The following is a 16,796-nucleotide window of genomic DNA, read 5'->3' on the forward strand; positions in this document are numbered from 1 at the left end:
TTCACGGCGCACCCCTTCCCCGCGCCCCATCCGGAAGGCCCAACACCATGCAGCGCGTGATGATCGTCGGCGGTCCCGGCTCCGGAAAGAGCACCCTGGCCCGCGCACTCGGCGCGGTGACCGGGCTGCCCGTCGTCCATATCGACCGTATCCACTGGAAACCCGGCTGGGTCCCGGCAGATCGCGCGGAGAAGGACCGGCTCTGCCATAAGGTCCACATGCAGGACCGCTGGATTTTCGAAGGCGGCCATTCCGTCACCTGGCCTGAACGACTTGAACGGGCCGACACGCTGGTCTGGCTCGACCTGCCGGTTGCCTTGCGCCAATGGCGCGTGTTTCGCCGGACGCTAAGGGACTACGGCCGGTCACGCGCCGACCTCCCCGACGCGTGCCCCGAGCGGTTCGATCGCCAGACGCTCGAGTTCTATCGCTACATCTGGTCCAGTCGCGCACGGGTGCGCCGCCGCATCAGCGATATCTTCGCTGCGCCGCCGCCGCACCTGCGGCTGGTTCACCTGCAACGCCCTTGGGAGGTGACGCGCTACGTCGATGCGGTTCGGGAGGCGCAGTGAGGGCCGGGTCCGCCCCGTGCGCCGGTATCCGTTTTCCCTCAGGGGAGTGTGAGGAGAGGGTGCGCATCAAGCGCGCACCCTACGGGTCACCGCAACAGAAACCCTCTCCCCCCGGGGGAGAGGGCAGGGTGAGGGGGGCGCACCCCCCTCAATCCAGACAGGGCTGCACCGTGCTGTCCACGCCGCCACCGCTGACCTGCAAGGCGCCGGAGCCGGCGCGCGTCACCGACAGCGTCCGGTCCGCCTGCGCCGCGCCCTCGGCCCGGCAGCCGACGAGCTCCAGCGCCACGCCGTTCGAAATCCGCCGCGTGCCGGCGATGTTGCAGCCGGTCTCGCCGAGATAGACGCTCTCGGGCGCGAATTCGATCTGCAGCTCCTGGCCCTGACAGATCGGCGAGGGGGAGAAGCGGCCGACGAACTCCGTCCGGTAGATCGTGTCGGTCCGGCTCGCCCCGCCGGACACGCCGAGCGGCACCAGCTCCGGCCCCGTGTTGCAGGACGCGAGAAAGGCCAGGGCGGCGAGGGGCAGAAAGCGGGTCATGAGATGGTCCGGGGCTGACAAACGGGCAGAGTTGCCCCACTTTATAAACATGTGTGGACGCATGGCCATAACCCTGCCTCAAGAGGCGATGGTGCAGATGTTCGAGGCCATCCCGGCCAACGATCTGCCCGAGGTGCCGAATTACAACGTGTGCCCGACGGTGCAGGTGCACACCGTGACCTCGGACACCGGCACGCGGCGGCTGCGGCCGATGCGCTGGGGCTTCGTGCCGCATTGGTACAAATCGCCGACCGACGGGCCGCTGCTCATCAATGCGCGGGCCGAGACGATCGTCGAGAAAGCCGCCTTCAAGACCGCCGCGAAGGAGCGGCGCTGCCTGATCCCGGCGAGCGGTTTCTATGAATGGACCAAGGACGAGGACGGCGTGCGTTACCCGTGGTACATCACGCGGGTCGACCGGACGCCGATCGTCTTCGCCGGGGTCTGGCAGGACTGGTCGCGCGGCGACGAGGCGCTGACGACCTGCGCCGTGGTCACCACCGGCGCGAACGAGAGCATGGGGCGCATCCACACGCGGATGCCCGTGGTGCTGGAACCCGAGGATTGGGCGCTCTGGCTTGGCGAGGCGGGGCACGGGGCGGCGACGCTGATGAAGGCGGCGGAGGAAGACGTGCTGCAGTTCCACCGGGTCGACCGGGCAGTAAATTCCAACAGGGCGAGCGGTGCGGAGCTGATCGAGCCGGTCGAAGACTAGGGCGCGAGGGGGCGCACGGCTGGATCAGCCGATTTGTCCGTATGTCCCCAGCCAGCGAAAGACTTCGTTAACCGGCCGCCTGTTATCAAATTTTCGGCGAAAATTTGGGGTCAGCGATCCGGGCGGATTGCGTCGGCTCAACCTGGTCGGATCGGGCCGGCGGGCGCGCGAGCAGGCTCTGTACGTCGAATTCGGCGGAAACTGTCGGCGCGCTCCAGTGACTGCCTCGCGGCTCCACCCGACCAGTTCAACCGACCAGAGCCCGGACGCCGTCCGTGGCTCAGTCGATCCACCCGTCGTCGCGCAGGTACTCCAGCACTGCCGGCCGCACCGACTGTTCGCCCCGGTCGCGGGCCGCGTCGATTGCCGCGCGCACGTCCCGCAGGTTCACCCGGCGCAGCATGTGCTTCACGGGACCGATCGACGCGGGCCGCATCGACAGCGTTCTCATCCCCATCGCCGCCAGCGCCAGCGCCTCGATCGGGCGGCCCGCATCCTCGCCGCAGAAGGACAGCGGCGTGCCGTGGGCGTCGCAGCGCTCGATCACCCGTTCGAGAAAGCTCAGGAACGACACGTTGAGCGTGTCGTAGCGCTTGCGCACCCGCTCGTTCTCGCGGTCGGCGGCGAAGAAGAACTGCTTCAGGTCGTTGCCACCGATCGAGAGGAAGTCGACCTCTCGATAAAAGACGTCCGGCGCGAAGCCGAGGCTCGGCGTCTCCAGCATCGCGCCGACCTGCACGTCCGAGGGCAGCGGATGGCCGAGGATACGCTCGCGCTCCATCGCCTTTTCGAACTCGGCGCGCGCGGCGCGGAACTCGTCGAGCTGCGCGACGAAGGGGAACATCACCGTCAGCGGCCGGCCGTTCGCGGCCCGGATCAGCGCCTGGATCTGCATCCGCAGCACGCCCGGCTTGTCGAGCCCGACGCGGATCGCCCGCCAGCCGAGCGCGGGGTTCGGCTCGTCGTTCGGCTTCATGTAAGGCAGGACCTTGTCGCTGCCGATGTCGAGCGTGCGGAAGGCAACCCGCTTGCCGCCGGCGGCGTCCATCACGCGGGCGTAGAGCGCGGAGAGCTCGGCGCGCTTGGGCATCTGGTTGCGGATCAGGAACTGAAGCTCGGTGCGGAACAGGCCCACGCCCTCGGCCCCGGAGGAGGGCAGGGACGGCAGGTCGGCCATCAGTCCGGCGTTCATGTGCAGCGACACGACCGTGCCGCACTTCGCCTCCGCCGGCAGGTCGCGGATCGAGGCATACCGCTCCTGCGCGCGGTTCTTCATGGCGATCTTGTCGCCGAACGCGTTCTGCACCGTCTCGTCCGGGCGCAGGTGGACGACACCCTGTTCGGCATCGACGAGGATCTTGTCGCCGTTAAGCGCTTCTTGCGTGATCCGGTTCACCCGGATCAGCAGCGGAATGGCCCAGGCCCGTGCGACGATGGCGGCGTGACTCCCGACGGAGCCTTCCTCCAGCACGATCCCCCTGATCGTCTTGCCATAGTCCAGCAGTTCGCCGGGGCCGATGTTCTTGGCGACGAGGATCGGGTTCTCGGGCATCTCGGCACCCGTTTCCCGCCCTTGCCCGGTGAGGATGCGCAGCAGCCGGTTCGACAGGTCGTCGAGGTCGGAGAGCCGCTCGCGCAGGTACTGGTCGGCGGCGCGGGACAGGCGGTTACGGGCGAGCGACTGTTCCTTCTCGACCGCGGCCTCGGCGGTCAGGCCGTTGGCGATGTCCTCTTCCATCCGGCGCAGCCAGCTGCGGGAATTGGCGAACATGCGGTAGGCCTCGAACACCTGCACCTGTTCGGGATCGACGGCGCGGTTCGTCTCGAGCAGATCGTCGACGGACATGCGCAGCTCTTCGATCGCCTCGTTCAGGCGGCGCTTCTCGGCGTCGGTATCGTCGGCGATCGGGTTGGTGACGACCACGCGCGGCTCGTGCAGGAACACGCGGCCCTCGACTGCGCCTTCCTGCGCGACGGTGCCGCGAAGCATCGCGGGCTGCTGGTGCCGCGCAGCGAGCGCCGCCCCCTCGCCGATGAAGGCGCCGAGCTCTGTCATCTCGGCGAGCACCATCGCCACGACTTCGAGGGCGTAGACCTCGTCACCGGTAAACTCGCGGGCTTCCTTGGACTGGACGACCAGCACGCCGAGCGCCTCGCCAAGCCGCTGGATCGGCACGCCGCAGAAGCTGGAGAAGCGTTCTTCCCCCGTCTCGGGCATGTAGCGGAAGCCGCGCTCGCTCGGCGCGTCGGCGGAGTTCACGGTGCGCCGCGACCGGGCCACGCGCCCCACGAGGCCCTCACCAAGGCGCATCCGCGTCTGGTGGACGGCCTCCGCCTCGAGCCCCTCCGTCGCGCAGAGTTCGAGCGTCTCGGGATCGCGGAAGAGGTAGATGGAGCAGACTTCGGTCCGCATCGAACTGGCGATGAGCCCGACGATCCGGTCGAGGCGGGCCTGCCCGGCGCTGTCCTCGGCCAGCGCGTCGCGCAGCCGGACGAGCAGCTTACGGCTGTCAGTTTCGAACCGGTCGTCCATGCACCCTTCGTCCCCTCGCGGCGGGCGGGTCGATGCCCGCCGGTCTGTATATGGGATCGAATCACGGATTGGGAGAAGTGATTCCCCGAATACTCCGTTCTCCGCACTGCGCGCGCACGGGAGAATGCCGGAGATTGCGCAGCGCCAGGCACACAAGTGCCCGGAACCATTGCACAAAGAAAAGGCGCGCCCCGATTCGGGGACGCGCCTGATCGTCTGTCAGTCCCGAGGCCGAAGCCCCGAGGAACGATCCGCTTACATGCGGTCGTCGATCACCAGGGTCGTCTGACCGTCTGCATCGGTGTTCCAGGCGACGACCTGATCGGCCGTGTAGCCCTGCTCTTCGAGCGCACCGGAAAGCACGTCGTTGCTTTCGATCTGGCTGCGGATGTCGGCCAGCCGGTCTTCCTGATCCGTCAGCGCCTGGTCGAGGCCGGAGCCCTGATCTGCGCCTTCACCCTGAAGGTCGGACAGGCGGACCCAGTCAACCTGGCTCTCTTCGGTCACGTCGGAGAAGGACGCGCTGCCAGCGGCGTTGCCATTCAGGCTGGCAATGACATCGCCGTAGGTTGCGAAGTCTTCACCCGACTGGCCCGGAGTCGTCGCAGAACTGCCCGAGTCGGCAAGATCGGTCGACATGCTGTCGCTCGACGTGCTGCCTTCGGCGCCCGCTTCGGTATCCGCGCCGACATCGGCAAGCTCGGTGCCCAGTTCGCCATCGGCGGACAGGTTGCCCGAAGCCTCGGCGTCCGGCGACATGGCGTCCGCGTCGCCTTGTGCCAGATCAGTGCCGGCGTCTTCTTCGGACTGAAGCGCGTCGTTGGTCATCTCGGTGCCGGCATCGGCGGACAGATTTTCGCCGGCTCCGGCTGTTGCTTCGGAACCCACGCCGTAAGTCGTGCTGTCTTCGGTCGCGGTGCCGGATTCGGCCTGCGCGAGAGCAGCGGTGGAAACAGTGCCCGCGAGAAGCGCGGCGACGGTGATTTTAAGTTCCTTACGCATGGTCTTTACCTCCTAAAGTCCGTTGCGTGCCGCCGACCGGACATCCGGCCTCGGCGTCGTATGAACCACCAACAGTGGGAGGGGCGGGAGGTTGCATGGCGGGTCCCGAAACCGCCGGAAAGGGCAACTCTGCGCCAATCGGCGCCGAAGATGTCCCATTCATCAGCGGAGACCCGCGAGGTTCCGCAGGGTTGCGCGACGTCGGACAAGAGCGGCCGACGTCGCGCGCCGAGGCTGCAACCGCAACGCACAAGTCTATTGCGATGCTCGCCCATGGCGCTAAGATGATTTCAACCGAAGCCGCGTGGCAGCGCGGCTCCGAAAGCTGATTTTCAAGAGGCTCCGCCGCCTCTCAAGTCCTTTTCGATCACGAATGCCTGTTGGCCCGGTGTCGATGGCGGGAGCTTCCGCAAGCCGAACGATCACGTCCGGCTCTGGGGGGAAGGAAGCGCCGGGCCGCCCTTTAACTCGTCAGCTGGCCTTCTCGAGTTCGAACGCATCGTGAAGCGCCTGCACGGCCAGCTCCATGTACTTCCGATCGATCAGCACGGAGATCTTGATCTCCGATGTGGTGATGACCTTGATGTTGATGTTCTCGTCCTTGAGCGACTGGAACATCCGCGCGGCGACGCCGGCGTGGCTGCGCATCCCGATGCCCACGACGGAGACCTTGCTGACGCCGGTGTCGGCGACGAGGTCGTGGTAGTTGATGGAGCCGGACTCCTTCGCCTTCTCCATAGAGGCCTCGGCCCGCTTCACCTGGTCGACGGGGCAGGAGAAGGTCATGTCGGTGCGACCGTCCTCGGAGATGTTCTGCACGATCATGTCGACGTTCACGCCGGCCTCGGCCAGCGGGCCGAAGATGGCGGCGGCGATACCCGGACGGTCGGCGACCGAGATCAGGGTCATCTTGGCTTCGTCGCGGCTGTAGGCGACCCCGGCGACCACGTTGCTTTCCACGATGTCCTCCTCGGCACAGACAAGCGTGCCGGCTTCCTCGTTGTTGTCCTCGAAACTCGACAGCACCCGCAGGCGCACGCCGTAGCGCATGGCCAGCTCGACCGAGCGGGTCTGCAATACCTTGGCGCCGAGGCTCGCCAGTTCCAGCATTTCCTCGAACGCGATGCGGTCGAGCTTCCGCGCCTTGTCGCAGATGCGGGGATCGGTGGTGTAGACGCCGTCGACGTCGGTGTAGATGTCGCAGCGCTCCGCACCGAAAGCGGCGGCGAAGGCGACGGCGGTGGTGTCCGAGCCGCCCCGGCCGAGCGTGGTGATCCGACCCTCGGGGCTGATCCCCTGGAAGCCGGCGACCACGGCGACCTTCATCCCCTCGCCGAACTTCTTCAGGATATTCTCGGGCGGGATTTCCTCGATCCGGGCGGAGCCGTGGGCGGAGGTGGTCTTGAGCGGCACCTGCCACCCCTGCCAGCTGCGCGCGGGCACATCCATTTCCTGCAGCGTCAGCGCCATCAGCCCGGCGGTCACGTTCTCGCCGGAGGAGACGACGGCGTCGTACTCGCGCGCGTCATAGAGCGGCGAGGTCTCGTTCACCCAGCCGACCAGCTCGTTGGTCTTGCCGGCCATCGCGGAGACGATGACGATCACGTCGTAGCCGTTGGCCACTTCGCGACCCACGCGCTTGGCGGCGCGCTTGATACGGTCCGGCGTCGCGACGCTGGTGCCGCCGAATTTCATCACAAGTATGGGCATGAAGCGTCCCTGCTCGAAGTCACGGCTCCATACCGTCGGTGCGGGGAGAGGGCAATTGCCTTGACGCAGGTGCCTCGGGGCTGTGGTTCGGGACGCTCAGCCGTAGGTGGCGAGCATGTCCTTGAGGTCGTCGAGCGTGTTGGCCTCCGACACCGGCTTGTCGTGGCGCCATCGGGACATGCGGGGAAAGCGGAGCGCGACGCCGGACTTGTGGCGGGGGCTTTCCTGAATGCCTTCGAAGGCGATCTCGAACACGTGCTCGGGTTTGACCTGCCTGACCGGGCCGAAGCGCTGTTGCGTGTTGCGGCGCACCCAGTGGGTGATCTTGCGGAATTCCTCGTCCGTGAGGCCGGAATAGGCCTTGGTGAAGGGGACGAGGTCGTCGCCGTCGCGGACCGCGAAGGTGAAGTCGGTGAACAGGTTGGCGCGGCGGCCCGACCCCGACTGCGCGTAGATCATCACCGCGTCGATCACGAGCGGATCGACCTTCCATTTCCACCAGTCGCCCTTCTTGCGGCCCGACAGGTAGGGGCTGTCCTTGCGCTTGAGCATCAGCCCTTCGGCGTTCAGCTCGCGCGAGCGGGCGCGCTCCGCCGCGAGGCTGTCCCAGTCTTCGGCGTCCACCGACGGCGAGAGGCGGATCGGCGCCTCTGTCGGAGCGTCGGCGACGAGCGCCTCGAGCCGGGCGCGGCGGTCGGCGAAGGGCAGGGCGCGGATGTCCGTGCCGTCCTGTTCGAGCAGATCGTAGGCCATCAGGATGACCGGGCTCTCCGAGAGCAGCTTCTTCGGCACCGTCTTGCGACCGATCCGCTTTTGCAGCGCGTTGAAGGGCAGGGGTGTCTCGTCGGTGAAGGCGAGCACCTCGCCGTCGATCACGGTGCCTTCGGGCAGGTAGTCGATCAGGCGTGCGAACTCGGGGAAGCGGTCGGTCATCAGCTCTTCGCCGCGTGACCAGAGATGATGCTCGCCGCCCCGCAGGATCAGCTGGCCGCGGATGCCGTCCCATTTCCGCTCCGCGATCCAGTCGGTCGCAGGGCCGAGCGCGTCGAGGTCGTCGACCTGATAGGCGAGGTAGAACGGATAGGGTCGGGACAGATCGGCGCTCGGGTCGTGCGCCTCGATCAGGTTTTTCCAAGTGGTCGTCTCGGGCGTCCAGGAGCCCATCAGCTTGTGGGTGACTTCCGCCTCGTCCTGTCCGGTCGCCTCGGCCAGCGCGCGGGTCATCAGCTTCTGGCTGACGCCGACGCGGAAGCCGCCGGTCAGCAGCTTGGTGAAGAGCAGCCGCTCGGTGCGGTCCATGTGATCCCATGCGGCGAGGATGCCGGCCTTCCGCGCCTCGTCGTCGCGGGCGGAGAGGTCGCGCAGCGTGGCGATCCAGTCCGACAGGGGGCGGTCCTCGCCCGGTTCGGAGGCGGGCGGCAGGACGAGGGAGATCGTCTCCGCCAGGTCGCCGACGATGGGGTAGCTTTCCTCGAACAGCCAAAGCGGGATGCCGGCCCGCTCCGCCGCCCATTCGCGCAGGACGGTGGTCGTGATGACGCGTTTCGGGCGGCGGCCGGAGAAGAGCGCGACGCACCAGAGCTTGTCCTCGTCCGAGGCAGTTCGGAAGAATTCGGCCAGGGCCGCGACCTTGCGCGTGGTGCGGGTCGTCTGGTCGACGGCGGTGAACAGGGTGGCGAAGTCCTTCATCCGGTCTCGGACTCCTGCCCGGTTTTGGACGCCCTTCCATTTTCGGACTCCGGACCGGTCTCGATCACCTCGCCGGTCTCGGACTTCTGTTCATTTTCCGACCCGGAGCCGGTTTCGGACGGCTCTCCGGTTTCGGACGGGCTGTCGGTGTCGAGGCTCTCGCCCTCGTACTGGGTTTCGACGATGGCGGCGTCGTAGCCCTGTTCCTCCAGCCAGCGGCGGAAGACGGACGTGTAGCCGTGGGTGACGAAAACGCGCTCTGCGCCCGTCGCGCCGATCGCCTTGTTCAGGCCGTGCCAGTCGGCGTGGTCGGAGACGACGAACCCCCGGTCGGCGGCGCGGCGGCGGCGCACCCCGCGCAGCGCCATCCAGCCCGAGGCGAAGGCGCTCGACGCCTGCCCGAAGCGGCGCGCCCAGGGCGAGCCGAGCGCGGAGGGCGGTGCGAGGACGAGGGCGCCGGGATGGTCCTTGGCGTTGGTGTCGGGCGTGACGAGCGTGGTGTTCGGCAGGTCGAACCCCTCGGCGCGGAGCACATCGTTGGTGTTCTCCACCGCGCCGTGCGTCAGGATCGGACCGATGGAGGGATCGAGCATCGCCAGCAGCCGCTGCGCCTTGCCGAGCGAGTAGGCGCCAAGGATGGAGGCGCGGCCCTCGGCGGCGTTCGCGGCCCACCAGTCATTGAGCTGGGCCTTCAGCTCGGGCAGCGGGGTCCAGTTGAAGACAGGCAGGCCGAAGGTGCATTCGGTGATGAAGGCATGGCAGGGCACCGGCTCGAACGGTTCGGAGAGGCCGTCGTCGACAACCTTGTAGTCGCCGGAGACGACCCAGACCTCGCCCTTCACCTCGATCCGGATCTGCGCCGATCCGGGGACGTGGCCCGCCGGGTGGAAGGAGACCGTCGCGTCGCCGATCTTCAGCGGCTTGCCATAGTCGAGCGTGCGCACCGCCACGTCACCGAGGCGGTGTCGCAGGATCGGCGCGGTGCCGGGCGTGGCGAGGTAGCGGCCCATTCCCTCTCGGGCGTGGTCGGAATGGCCGTGCGTGATGAGGGCCCGGTCCACCGGGCGCCACGGGTCGACGTAGAAGTCGCCCGCCGGACAATAGATGCCGCTGTCTGTGAAGGTCAGGACCTCGCTCATGCGCGCAGAACTAGCGCGCGGGCGTGGTCCGCCAAATCAGCGGTGCGCGATGAAGTGTTCGGCCAGCCGGTCGAAGATCGCGGTGCGGTGCGCGGGTGTTTCCATCAGGACTTCGTGCCGGCCGTTCTGAATCATGACGAGGTCGCCGTTCGGCCAGCTTTCCATGCGGGCATGGACGCGGTCTGTGTCGACGATCGCCTCGTCCGTGCCGAGGAAGGTGACGCAGTCGATGTCCGGCGCGGGCATGTTGGCGAGCGTGCGCATCTCGACCAGAGCCTCGTTCAGCCAGTGCAGAGAAGGGCCGCCGAGCGCGAGGTCGGGATAGCCCTCGAGCTGGCGGCGCATGTAATGGAACATGTCCTCGTCGGAGGTGAGGGTATTCACCTCGAACGCGGCGCGCAGCACGTAGGGCTGGGCCAGCTGGCCGGGCGCGAAGACGTGGGAGAATCGCAGGTAGCGCGACAGGCTCGACAGCGCCCAAGCGGCGGGGCGCATGACGGCGGACATCTGGATGCCCCACATCGGCGCGGAGAACGCGGCGGCGGCGACGTCGATCTGCTCGTGCAGGGCGCGCAGGCCGATGCACCCGCCCATCGAATGGCCGAGCAGATACCACGGCTTCGGCAGGTCGAGCGCGGCGCAATGGTCCATCACGGCGGCGACGTCGAGCTGGTAGTCGATGAACTTGCCGACATGGCCGATGTTGCGGTCGTCCTGCAGGCGGGCGGCCAGGCCCTGACCGCGCCAGTCGATCGCAACGGTGGCAAAGCCGCGCTCGGCCAGCGCGGCGGCGTCGCGGCCGTATTTCTCGGCATATTCGGTGCGGCCGGGGAAGATCAGGACGGTGCCGATGGCGCCGTCCTTGGGCCAGTGGGCGACGCGGATGCGCAGCCCGTCGGCGGCATTGACCCAGTAGGCCATCGCGTCGGCGGGCCCTTCGGCCACGTCGTCATGGAACGGGGCGGCCTCCATCGGGGCCTCGGCGACGCGATTCTGTATCAAGCCAGAACGCTCGACAGTTTCATGGCGGTGCCCATGTCGCCGTCCAGCTTGAGGCGGCCGCCCATGTAGGCGGCGGTCGCGTCTTCCTCGCCGTCGAGAATCGCCTGGAACGTCTCGGCGGAGGCGGTGAGGGTGACGTCGGCGGCTTCGTCGGCGGCGCGGGCGCCGGACTCGTCGATGATGATCGAGCCTTCGTCTTCGATCACGAATTTCGCCGTTCCGTCAAAGCCTTCGCCGTCCATCTTCTCATTCAGGCGGGCCACGGCCCCGGTCACCACGTCGCTCATTTGCCGATCCTTCCAAGTTGTGACGACAGAGATCTGGTCTCTGTCCGCAGGATGTCTACATTCAGGGTTATGGCGAGCATGAGACAACGCTTCAAACTTATCGTTACGTCCGCGGCAATCGCAGTCGGGATTTCCGTACCTGCCTACGCGCAGGAGACGCTGGACGAGATGTTCGAGAAGCTGGCGACCGCCGCGCCGGACGAGGCGCGACGGATCGAGGAGCGGATCGCCGACCAGTGGTCGCGCAGCGGCTCTGCGGCGATCGACCTGCTGTTCCAGCGGGGCCGGGATGCGCTGGACGCGGACGATCCCGAGGCGGCGGTCGAACATTTCACCGCGGTGATCGACTTCGCACCGGACTTCGCCGAGGCCTACCACGGACGCGCAACGGCCTATTTCCTGACCGACGAGATCGGCCCCGCGATCGACGATCTGCGGGAAGTGCTGGCGTTGAACCCGCGTCAGTTCGCCGCGATGCGGGGGCTCGGGATCATTCTCGAGGACATCGGCCGGCCCGAGCAGGCGCTCGAGGTCTACGAGAAGGTCCTCGCGATCCATCCTCACATGGAAATGGTGCCCGAAGCGGTTCACCGAGTGCAACAAGAACTGGAGGGCATCCCGCTCTGAGCGGTATGCCTTGTCCGGAACGGGACGGTCATGAATTCTGCGTCGCGGATAACCGCTGTGCTCGGCCCGACCAATACGGGCAAAACCCACTACGCCATCGAGAGGATGCTCGGCCATCGGACCGGGATCATCGGGCTGCCGCTGCGCCTGCTGGCGCGCGAGGTCTATGACCGGATCGTCGCCGCACGCGGGCCCTCCTGCGTCGCGCTTCTTACCGGGGAAGAGCGGATCGTACCGGCACGGGCGCAATACTGGGTCTGCACGGTGGAGGCGATGCCTCCGGGGATGGGGTGCGATTTCCTCGCCATCGACGAGATCCAGCTCTGTGCCGATGCCGAGCGGGGCCATGTCTTCACCGACCGTCTGCTGAATGCGCGCGGGCTGCACGAGACGTTGTTCATGGGGGCGGAGACGATGCGCCCGGCCATCGCCGCGATGGTGCCGAAGGTGCAGTTCATGAAACGGGAGCGTTTCAGCCAGCTGTCCTACGCAGGTGCGAAAAAGCTGAGCCGGATGCCCGGGCGGGCGGCGATCGTCGGCTTCTCGGTTGAAAATGTCTATGCCATCGCGGAGCTGCTCCGCCGCCAGAAGGGTGGCGCGGCGGTCGTGATGGGCGCGCTCAGCCCCCGGACGCGGAACGCGCAGGTCGAGATGTACCAGAACGGCGACGTCGACTACCTCGTCGCGACGGACGCGATCGGGATGGGGCTCAACCTCGACATCGATCACGTCGCCTTCTCCTCGCTGGCAAAGTTCGACGGGCGGCGGATGCGGCCGCTCTTCACGGAAGAGCTCGCCCAGATCGCCGGGCGGGCCGGGCGGCACATGAACCATGGCTCCTTCGGGGTGACGGGCGAGGCGCCCGAGCTGGAAGAGGACGTCGTTGAGGCGATCACCAACCATTCCTTCCGGCCGGTGAAGAAGCTGCAGTGGCGCAACTCCAAGATGGAGTTCGGCACGGTCGGCCGGCTGATCGGCAGTCTCGAGAAGAAGACCGACGATCCGTGGCTCACCCGCGTGAGGGAGAGCGACGACCTCGGCGCGCTGAAGGCGCTGGCGGCAGATGCCGAAGTCGGGGCGCGGGCGAGCGATCCCGACTCGGTCCGGCTGCTGTGGGATGTCTGCCGGGTTCCGGACTTTCGCGGCATCAGCCATGCCGAACATACCAACCTGCTCACCCAGCTGTTCGGGTTCCTCCACCAGACGGGCCGAGTGCCCGACGACTGGATGGCGCGGCAGGTCAAGCGGCTCGACCGGGTCGACGGCGACATCGACACGATCAGCAAGCGACTGGCGTATATCCGCACATGGACGTACGTCGCTCAGCGGAAAGGGTGGGTTTCCGATGAAGAGCGTTGGCGTGGCGAGACACGTGCGGTAGAAGACCGCCTGTCGGATGCGCTCCACGGCGCACTGACCCAGAGATTTGTGGACCGGCGGACCAGTATCCTGCTTCGCCGGCTCAAGCAGAAGGAGGCCATGTTGGCCGAGGTGAACGACAAGGGCGAAGTGACTGTCGAAGGTCAGTTCGTGGGGAGGCTCGAAGGGTTCCGGTTCCGTGCGGACAAGACCGGCGCGCCTGATGAGGACAAGACTGTGCGGCAGGCCGCGGTTCAGGCGCTCGCGCCCGAGTTCCACCTTCGGGCGGACAGGTTCTACAACGCGCCCGATCCGGAGATCGACTTTACCGAGCAGGGCGGCCTCATGTGGGGCGACCAGGCGATCGGCAAGCTCGTCGCCGGGGACGACCCGCTGAAACCGCGGGTGCAGGCCTTCGTCGACGAGGCCGCGGGCCCCGACGTCGCCGCCAAGGTCGAGCGCCGGTTGCAGCATTTCATCGACCGCAAGATCGCCTCGGCGTTCGAACCGCTCTTGAAGATGAGCGGCGACGAGACGTTGCAGGGGCTCGCGCGGGGCTTTGCCTTCCGCATGGTCGAGAACTTCGGGATCATCCCGCGCGGCGACGTCGCGCAGGAGGTCAAGGGCCTCGACCAGGACGCGCGCGCCTCGCTGCGCAAGCACGGCGTGCGGTTCGGGCAGTTCACCATCTTCCAGCCGCTGCTTCTGAAGCCCGCGCCGACGCGGCTGCGGCTCGTTCTGTGGTCGCTGACCAAGGGGCTCGACGTGTTCCCCGAAGCGCCGCCGGCCGGCCTCGTCACCGTGCCGAGCGTCGATGACGCCGTGCCGGGTGTCTACGCGATGTCCGGATACCGCGCCGCGGGTGAGCGGGCGATCCGCATCGACATGCTGGAGCGGCTCGCCGACATGCTGCGCGATCAGGATACGCGCGGCGGGTTCGAGGCGACGGCGGACATGCTGTCGATCACCGGCATGACGCTGGAGCAGTTCGCGAACCTGATGCAGGGCCTCGGCTACAAGGCGGAGAAGGGCGAGCGGGCGAAAGTGCGGCCCGCCCCCGTCGAGACGCCGGTGGAGGCCCCTGTGGAGGCAACCGATCCTCCCGATCCGCAGCAGCCGGACGTGCCGATGCCGCCGGACCCGGTCCCCGACCAGCCCGACGTGCCTGCGCCCGATCCCTCGCCGGTCGAGCCGGACCTTCCGCCGGAAGCTCCGCCCGCCGCGCCGGACGAGAGCGTGCCGACGCCGCCCCCCGAAATGCCCGAGGACACCGCCGCCGCAGAGGCGCTGGCCGAGGACGCGGTCGCGGATGCGCCGGCCGAGGACGAGGTCGAGGTCTACTACACCTTCGTCTGGGCCGGTCGTGCGCGGACCGAGAACCGGGGACGCGACAACGCGCAGGGCAACCGTGGCCGCGGCAAGAAGCCGAAGGGCAAGGGCGGCAGCAAGGGCGGACCGCCGAACAAGGGCCCCCGGACCGCCGAGGCGCGCCCGCCCCGCAAGGAAAAGAAGATCGATCCCGACAATCCCTTCGCGGCGGCACTCGCCGGGTTCAAGACGAACTGAGCCTTGAGCGGCGAGCCTCGCCCGACGATCCGGCTCGACAAGTGGCTGTGGCAGGCGCGGTTCTTCAAGTCGCGCAGCCTTGCCGCCGGTGTTGTCGGCGCAGGCAAGGTGCGGGTCGGCGGGCAGCCGGTCTCCAAGCCGTCGCGGTCGGTCGGGCCGCAGGACGTGCTGACCTTCCCGCAAGGCAAGGCCGTCCGGGTCGTGCGCATCCTCGAGATCGGAACGAGGCGCGGTCCGGCGACCGAGGCGCAGGCGCTCTACGAGGACCTGTCGCCGCCGCCGCCTCCCAAAACGCCTGAAAATCCGCGTTACGAGGGTAAGGGGCGCCCGACAGGCAAGCAACGGCGGGACATGCAGAAGGGGGTGTTCGGGGATGAACCGGGCGACGCTTGAAGCCCCGGCGGCATTGGTCTAGCTAGCCCCGAAGAGAACCTGGACCGAGACGGCATGACATACATCGTCAACGACAATTGCATCGCCTGCAAATATACCGACTGCGTCGAGGTTTGCCCCGTGGATTGCTTCTACGAGGGTGAGAACATGCTGGTGATCCACCCCGACGAGTGCATCGACTGCGGCGTGTGCGAGCCGGAATGCCCGGCGGACGCGATCCGGCCCGACACGGAGCCGGACATGGAGAAGTGGGTGGAGTTCAACCGCAAGTACTCCGAGATGTGGCCGGTCATCATCACCAAGAAGGATCCGCTGCCGAACGCCGAAGAGATGGACGGCAAGGACGGCAAGATGGAGCTCTTCTCGGAGAAGGCCGGCGAAGGCGGCTGACGAATCGGCCCGGCCCGCTTTTTGACCGGGAGGTCAATAAACTGGCGGTGGCAAGTCGTTGAAACCGAAGCGTTTCAGGGGCGGCTTCTGCTGTGATGCTTCCATTGGGCGCATTTTTGTGGTATGGTTCCAACAATGCTGCCAACTAAATGACCCTGACATGAAGACGACCGCACCATCCGGACAGTTTTGCCCGGTGCTTTCGTCGTTGTCGTCGGGGTTTCGGTGCCGCCTGGAAGGACCAAGATGACCAAGAACAAGAACGATTTCAGCGCCAACGACTTCGTCGTCTATCCGGCGCACGGTGTCGGCCAGATCGTCTCGATCGAAAAGCAGGAGGTCGCGGGCTTCGAACTGGAGCTGTTCGTGATCTCCTTCGAGAAGGACAAGATGACCCTCCGCGTTCCGACTCACAAGGCCGAGGAAGTGGGCATGCGCTCGCTCTCGTCGCCGGATGTCGTCGCGCACGCGATGAAAACCCTGAAGGGCAAGGCGAAGGTCAAGAAGGCCATGTGGTCCCGCCGCGCGCAGGAATATGAACAGAAGATCAACTCGGGCGACCTGATCGCGATCGCCGAGGTGGTGCGCGACCTGCACCGCGCCGACGACCAGCGGGAGCAGTCGTATTCCGAGCGTCAGCTTTACGAAGCCGCGCTCGAGCGTCTGACCCGCGAAATCGCGGCCGTCGGCGGCAACGACGAGAAGTCCGCCGCCAAGGAGATCGACGACGTTCTGGTGAGCCGCGCCGCCGCGGCCTGAGGCTCGTCATTGACGAATTGATCCACGCCGCTCCGGTTTCGGGGCGGCGTTTTTCGTTTGGAGGAGTGGCGATGGCGGGGACGGTCCTGGGGCCGGGGCAAGGTCGAGACTGGGCGATGGGCCGGATCGGCGCGACCTTCAAGGCGGACGCCGCCGAGACGGGGGGCCGAAGCTCCGTCTCTGAGTGGCGGTTGGAGCCGGATTGCGCGGGTCCCGGGGCACACCGGCACGAGGCGGAGGACGAGGTCTTCTACGTGCTGGCGGGACAGCCGAGCGTGCTGGTCGGCGACACGTGGCACAGGCTGAAGCCGGGGGCCTGCGTCTATGTCCCGGCCGGGGTCATGCACGATTTCTGCAATCCGGGCGCGGAGGCCGCGGTCTTGCTCAATGTCTTCATCGGGGCAGGGTTCGAAAAGGACATGCCCATGGTGTCGGCCTGGTTCGCGGAGAACCCGGTTGGCGCGGCTCCGGAGGCGGCAGGCTGATCGCGCCACCGCGCCACGTCGCCACGT

16 protein-coding genes are annotated in these 16,796 nt (G+C 67.2%); 8 read left to right on the plus strand and 8 right to left on the minus strand.

Annotated features, from left to right (window positions below):
- Positions 1-47: 47 nt before the first annotated feature.
- On the plus strand, positions 48-572 hold the full coding sequence (locus tag I8N54_RS03665; protein ID WP_140193867.1) for a P-loop NTPase family protein: 525 nt from the start codon (positions 48-50) through the stop codon (positions 570-572).
- A 148-nt stretch (positions 573-720) separates the two neighbouring features.
- Here I8N54_RS03665 and I8N54_RS03670 read toward each other — a convergent pair whose 3' ends face one another.
- The gene (locus I8N54_RS03670) at positions 721-1,113 is read right to left on the minus strand and encodes a hypothetical protein (RefSeq protein ID WP_140193866.1); all 393 of its coding nucleotides are present in this window, start codon (positions 1,111-1,113) and stop codon (positions 721-723) included.
- A gap of 49 nt (positions 1,114-1,162) precedes the next feature.
- Here I8N54_RS03670 and I8N54_RS03675 point away from each other — a divergent pair, with 49 nt between their 5' ends.
- Positions 1,163-1,828 carry an SOS response-associated peptidase gene (locus I8N54_RS03675; protein WP_140193865.1) on the plus strand — a complete coding sequence of 222 codons (666 nt, stop codon included), beginning with the start codon at positions 1,163-1,165 and terminating at the stop codon, positions 1,826-1,828.
- 280 nt (positions 1,829-2,108) lie between these two features.
- On the opposite strand, the gene ptsP is transcribed toward I8N54_RS03675, so the two are convergent.
- From ptsP to I8N54_RS03715, 7 genes are all read right to left on the minus strand, one after another.
- Positions 2,109-4,361, minus strand: coding sequence for a phosphoenolpyruvate--protein phosphotransferase (gene ptsP / locus I8N54_RS03680; protein WP_140193864.1), 2,253 nt, complete (start codon positions 4,359-4,361; stop codon positions 2,109-2,111).
- A gap of 255 nt (positions 4,362-4,616) precedes the next feature.
- The gene (locus tag I8N54_RS03685; RefSeq protein WP_140193863.1) at positions 4,617-5,363 is read right to left on the minus strand and encodes a hypothetical protein; all 747 of its coding nucleotides are present in this window, start codon (positions 5,361-5,363) and stop codon (positions 4,617-4,619) included.
- Between the two features lie 471 nt (positions 5,364-5,834).
- Entirely contained in the window at positions 5,835-7,073 is a 1,239-nt protein-coding gene (locus tag I8N54_RS03695; protein ID WP_140193861.1) for an aspartate kinase, read from the minus strand.
- A gap of 96 nt (positions 7,074-7,169) precedes the next feature.
- A complete protein-coding gene (locus I8N54_RS03700; protein ID WP_140193860.1) occupies positions 7,170-8,762 on the minus strand; it encodes an ATP-dependent DNA ligase in 1,593 nt (530 codons plus the stop codon).
- A complete protein-coding gene (locus I8N54_RS03705) occupies positions 8,759-9,901 on the minus strand; it encodes a ligase-associated DNA damage response exonuclease (protein ID WP_140193859.1) in 1,143 nt (380 codons plus the stop codon). Before I8N54_RS03705 ends, I8N54_RS03700 begins: the two co-directional genes overlap by 4 nt.
- Before the next feature lie 36 nt (positions 9,902-9,937).
- A complete protein-coding gene (locus I8N54_RS03710) occupies positions 9,938-10,903 on the minus strand; it encodes an alpha/beta hydrolase (RefSeq protein WP_331459697.1) in 966 nt (321 codons plus the stop codon).
- Positions 10,900-11,190, minus strand: a complete 291-nt coding sequence (locus I8N54_RS03715; protein ID WP_140193858.1) for an SCP2 sterol-binding domain-containing protein — start codon at positions 11,188-11,190, stop codon at positions 10,900-10,902. Before I8N54_RS03715 ends, I8N54_RS03710 begins: the two co-directional genes overlap by 4 nt.
- 78 nt (positions 11,191-11,268) lie before the next feature.
- Between I8N54_RS03715 and I8N54_RS03720 the strand changes: the two genes are divergently transcribed.
- The 6 genes from I8N54_RS03720 to I8N54_RS03745 all read left to right on the plus strand — a co-directional run bounded on the left by I8N54_RS03720 (position 11,269) and on the right by I8N54_RS03745 (position 16,769).
- Entirely contained in the window at positions 11,269-11,817 is a 549-nt protein-coding gene (locus tag I8N54_RS03720; protein WP_231592506.1) for a tetratricopeptide repeat protein, read from the plus strand.
- Between the two features lie 30 nt (positions 11,818-11,847).
- On the plus strand, positions 11,848-14,742 hold the full coding sequence (locus I8N54_RS03725) for a helicase-related protein (protein ID WP_140193856.1): 2,895 nt from the start codon (positions 11,848-11,850) through the stop codon (positions 14,740-14,742).
- 3 nt (positions 14,743-14,745) lie between these two features.
- Positions 14,746-15,135 carry an RNA-binding S4 domain-containing protein gene (locus tag I8N54_RS03730; RefSeq protein WP_140193855.1) on the plus strand — a complete coding sequence of 130 codons (390 nt, stop codon included), beginning with the start codon at positions 14,746-14,748 and terminating at the stop codon, positions 15,133-15,135.
- Positions 15,136-15,189: 54 nt separating this feature from the next.
- Positions 15,190-15,525 (plus strand): ferredoxin FdxA, encoded by a 336-nt coding sequence (fdxA, locus tag I8N54_RS03735; protein WP_140193854.1) that lies wholly within the window; start codon positions 15,190-15,192, stop codon positions 15,523-15,525.
- 246 nt (positions 15,526-15,771) lie between these two features.
- A complete protein-coding gene (locus tag I8N54_RS03740; RefSeq protein WP_140193853.1) occupies positions 15,772-16,284 on the plus strand; it encodes a CarD family transcriptional regulator in 513 nt (170 codons plus the stop codon).
- A 71-nt stretch (positions 16,285-16,355) separates the two neighbouring features.
- A complete protein-coding gene (locus I8N54_RS03745; protein ID WP_197097511.1) occupies positions 16,356-16,769 on the plus strand; it encodes a cupin domain-containing protein in 414 nt (137 codons plus the stop codon).
- Positions 16,770-16,796 lie beyond the last annotated feature (27 nt).

Origin of the sequence: Pelagovum pacificum (assembly GCF_016134045.1) — a bacterium.
Lineage (GTDB): Bacteria > Pseudomonadota > Alphaproteobacteria > Rhodobacterales > Rhodobacteraceae > Oceanicola > Oceanicola pacificus_A.

Bases quoted from the DNA above. Each gene is read 5' to 3' on its own strand.
- I8N54_RS03665 (WP_140193867.1), top strand. From the start codon at position 48: ATGCAGCGCGTGATGATCGTCGGCGGTCCCGGCTCCGGAAAGAGCACC.
- I8N54_RS03670 (WP_140193866.1), bottom strand. From the start codon at position 1,113: ATGACCCGCTTTCTGCCCCTCGCCGCCCTGGCCTTTCTCGCGTCCTGC.
- I8N54_RS03675 (WP_140193865.1), top strand. From the start codon at position 1,163: ATGTGTGGACGCATGGCCATAACCCTGCCTCAAGAGGCGATGGTGCAG.
- ptsP (WP_140193864.1), bottom strand. From the start codon at position 4,361: ATGGACGACCGGTTCGAAACTGACAGCCGTAAGCTGCTCGTCCGGCTG.
- I8N54_RS03685 (WP_140193863.1), bottom strand. From the start codon at position 5,363: ATGCGTAAGGAACTTAAAATCACCGTCGCCGCGCTTCTCGCGGGCACT.
- I8N54_RS03695 (WP_140193861.1), bottom strand. From the start codon at position 7,073: ATGCCCATACTTGTGATGAAATTCGGCGGCACCAGCGTCGCGACGCCG.
- I8N54_RS03700 (WP_140193860.1), bottom strand. From the start codon at position 8,762: ATGAAGGACTTCGCCACCCTGTTCACCGCCGTCGACCAGACGACCCGC.
- I8N54_RS03705 (WP_140193859.1), bottom strand. From the start codon at position 9,901: ATGAGCGAGGTCCTGACCTTCACAGACAGCGGCATCTATTGTCCGGCG.
- I8N54_RS03715 (WP_140193858.1), bottom strand. From the start codon at position 11,190: ATGAGCGACGTGGTGACCGGGGCCGTGGCCCGCCTGAATGAGAAGATG.
- I8N54_RS03720 (WP_231592506.1), top strand. From the start codon at position 11,269: ATGAGACAACGCTTCAAACTTATCGTTACGTCCGCGGCAATCGCAGTC.
- I8N54_RS03725 (WP_140193856.1), top strand. From the start codon at position 11,848: ATGAATTCTGCGTCGCGGATAACCGCTGTGCTCGGCCCGACCAATACG.
- fdxA (WP_140193854.1), top strand. From the start codon at position 15,190: ATGACATACATCGTCAACGACAATTGCATCGCCTGCAAATATACCGAC.
- I8N54_RS03740 (WP_140193853.1), top strand. From the start codon at position 15,772: ATGACCAAGAACAAGAACGATTTCAGCGCCAACGACTTCGTCGTCTAT.
- I8N54_RS03745 (WP_197097511.1), top strand. From the start codon at position 16,356: ATGGCGGGGACGGTCCTGGGGCCGGGGCAAGGTCGAGACTGGGCGATG.